Raw genomic sequence first — 3,329 nt, forward strand, 5'->3', positions numbered from 1 at the left:
ACCCCTTTGACGGCGCTCCGCGGTTCTCTCGATTTGCTGAAGATACAGGGAAAAGGGGAGCCGTTGGAGAATTCCGATCGTATCATCGCCAGCATGGAGGAATCAGCCGAGAGGATTATTTCAATCCTGGACAACCGCTGAAATCACCATTGACAGGAAAAGCAAGAGAACTCAATTGACGGATCAACTATGAGCTACAAGATAAAGACTCTCAGCGACCGGCAGTGTTCGGAACTACTTTCCCGAGGCGATGATTCGCTGTTTGGGACCGGCCAGAAATTATATCTGACCACGGTGCTACCCGGTCTGTTTTATTGCGTGACGGATAAGATCAAGAATATTCAAGAAGAGAATTTTCTATATATACCGCCGTCTATTCTTGACAGCGAGTATTCGCCGGGGGTTTTTGACAGCATCATCTATAAGAATTTTATGCTTCAACCCAAGGCGATCACACTCGAAGGTAAATCCTTCTATCCGGTCGTAGTCGAAAATATCCCTGTAGGGGGGCTGCTTTGTGATTCGGGTGACGGCGAAGAACCGGACCGGCAGAAGCTGCTCGAGAAATTTGCCCTTTCGGAGTATTTCAATCTGATTTTCAATATCAACAGCAGCCTGGCGGGGGGGGAATTTATCGCCCTGCAGATATTGCGGCTGATTTCGGAGAAAAAATCGTTTGACTCCTTTTTGCGCGCTCTGCCTGATTGGCTGGTTGAGTTCTTGGGAGGCGGCCTGGTTTCGGTTTATTATCGTTCCGACGATGATTACTTACTGAGAAAAATGGCCGGGCAACTGTCATTATATGAAGAGATGCCGGCGGAACTGGAAAGAGAAGATGCGGCTTTACTGATGAATGCCATTGCCGAGAATCATCTATTTATGTCCGTGGGTGAAGTACCGAATTATGTGACGGAACTGAAGGTCCCGCCTCAGATCAGATTTGTCATGGGTGGTTCCGACGGTTGCGGCCAGGAATATCTTCTGACCGGGATCGTTCCCAATATAACCTCCTATTCCTTTGCCCTTTTCTTTGATAGGCTCAAGAGCATTCTGGGGGGGGTCACAGAGAGGCATTTTGCCGGCCAGCCCGACTGGCATCGGGTGTTTTCCGTGCTGGAGGAATTATCGGCCTCGGGGCGTTCCAAGCAGGAAATGATAGAGGCCATTTTCCCGATCTTTTGCGAATATGTCAATATCAATCGTATCTCCCTGGTCAAATATCATCAGATGGAGAATCAACTGGAAATAGAGGGTGCGGTGACATCGCGTCCGAATACCATTCTTGGAACCAAAATCACATTCCCCCTTGCCGGGACCGCCTTTGAAACAGTGGTGGAAATGGGACGACCATATTTCAAAGATAATCTGAATGCCACGATGGCTCATAAGGTCGAATACCAGTTGTTTAAAGAAGGAGTCAAATCATATCTGATGGTTCCGATCCGGGACGAGAAAACGCTGGTGGGGATTCTGAATATCGGCTCGCCCATGACCGATGATTATCTTCATCGATACCTGCCGGTTTTTGAAACTCTGGCCGGATATCTGGCGCGATTGTTTATATCCGGCATAAACCGTCAGGAAGTCGAAATATATTCCCGACAGCTTGAGGACCTGCAGGCCAGCCTGTCAGCCATGGAAAATCTCAAAAATCTCGGCGAACTTGCCAGCGGCGTTTTCCACGATCTGAACAATATGATCGGGGGTGTTCTCGGGCGCTGCGAGATTATCCAGAGCCGCTTGGAAAAACAGGGGGCTGATGAGACGACCACCAAAATAATTCGGGATGTCAAACTGATTGAACGGTCGGCGCTCGATTCCGGAGAGATTTTGAATCGCCTCAGGGAGTTGTCGCGAACCCGCAGAGAGGAAAAGAAGGTCACCATCTGTCTGAATGAGATAATTGATGACTCGGTGGAGATGGTGCGGCCGCACTGGCGCCGACTGATTCAGGATAAAGGCATTAAGATCTTACTGAAAAAAGAGACATCCGACAGAGTCAATGTCGTGGCCGATCCTTCCGAAATGCGCGAGGTGCTGACCAATCTTTTATTGAATGCTCTGGATGCGCTTCCAGAAGGCGGCCGGATTGCTGTCTCATGCGGGAGAATAAATGGGACGGCCCGGGTGATTGTCGGCGACAACGGGACCGGCATTCCCGCCGAACTGATGGAAAAGATTTTTGATCCGTTTTTTACCACCAAAGGGGATAAGGGAACCGGACTGGGGTTGGCCGTGAGCAAGAAGATTATCGAGGGGCATGGCGGCCATATCAAGGTCAGTTCCGGAAAAGACAAAGGGACCACGTTTGTAATCGATTTGCCCGCGCTGGAGGAGGAAAAAGAGTTTCAGCCAGCCGTGCAAAATGACGTTTCCCCGGTCAGAGTATGGAAGGTTTTGATTATTCAGGGGAAGGAGGCGGAGATTCCCGAACTTCTGCAGTGTCTGACTGATAAGAACTGTCATGTCACAACCGCGGAGAGCGGCGCCAGGGCAATCCTAATTTGCGCCAGGGAGAAATTCGATCTCCTGATTGTAGATTTAACTCTGCCGGATATCAGTGGGCTGGACCTGATATCGCAAATCAGGAGTTTCGACAGAAAGACCAGGATCATTCTTATCAGCGATCACGAAATTGACGCCAGTGTGGGCGATTTGATGTCAAAGGGTATCGACAGTCTGCTGACGCGTCCAATCGACGGGGAGATTGTCTCGATGACGCTGGAGAACCTGCTCGGGTCGGTGCAAGAGAGAAATTAATCCTCTTTTCGACAATTACCTGTTCATTTCAGCGGTAATTTATCATCATTGGGGCCGGAGATTTCTGCGCCTTTCTCCCGGAGGAAGTCACTGGCGATTATATTTTTCACTTGCCTTTGGGGCCATACTGCGTATATTGTTAGAAATTCTTCGGGGTGAGGTGAAATTCCTCAATCGGCGGTGACAGGCCGCGACTCCCGCGAGGGCGGGACTGAACCGGTGGAAATCCGGTCCCGACGGTAAAGTCCGGATGGAAGAAGAATTGGATTCTATATATATATCCGGATAGAATCGCCCCGATTAAGAAATTGGGATTTTTTATGGCCGTCAAGGCGGATGAGAAATATCTAAAGCTGGCTCTGGAACTGGCCTGTCGGGGTCGCGGGCAAACATCGCCCAATCCAATGGTAGGTGCGGTTGTCGTGAAGAACGGCCGAATTGTAGGGCAGGGGTATCACGAAAAGGCGGGTGGGCCGCATGCTGAGATCGTGGCTCTGAATAAAGCGCGGGGGACCGCCCGTGGCGCGACACCCGGATGCCCACCTGGACGAGCCGGCCGCCCCGGCCCC

Annotated in this window: 2 protein-coding genes and 1 riboswitch; both genes read left to right on the forward strand. The window is 50.6% G+C overall.

The features are described 5' to 3' along the window. Positions 1-189 precede the first annotated feature (189 nt). Positions 190-2,760 carry an ATP-binding protein gene (locus tag NT002_13675; GenBank protein ID MCX6830309.1) on the forward strand — a complete coding sequence of 857 codons (2,571 nt, stop codon included), beginning with the start codon at positions 190-192 and terminating at the stop codon, positions 2,758-2,760. Between the two features lie 142 nt (positions 2,761-2,902). After that, a riboswitch (FMN riboswitch) is annotated at positions 2,903-3,026 on the forward strand. 54 nt (positions 3,027-3,080) lie between these two features. Further along, on the forward strand, positions 3,081-3,329 hold a 249-nt coding region (locus NT002_13680), incomplete at its 3' end, for a hypothetical protein (GenBank protein MCX6830310.1).

The organism is Candidatus Zixiibacteriota bacterium (genome assembly GCA_026397505.1).
Taxonomy (GTDB): Bacteria; Zixibacteria; MSB-5A5; order GN15; family PGXB01; genus JAPLUR01.

What these genes read in the sequence shown, in the direction of transcription:
- NT002_13675 (MCX6830309.1), top strand. Translation starts at nt 190, where the DNA reads ATGAGCTACAAGATAAAGACTCTCAGCGACCGGCAGTGTTCGGAACTA.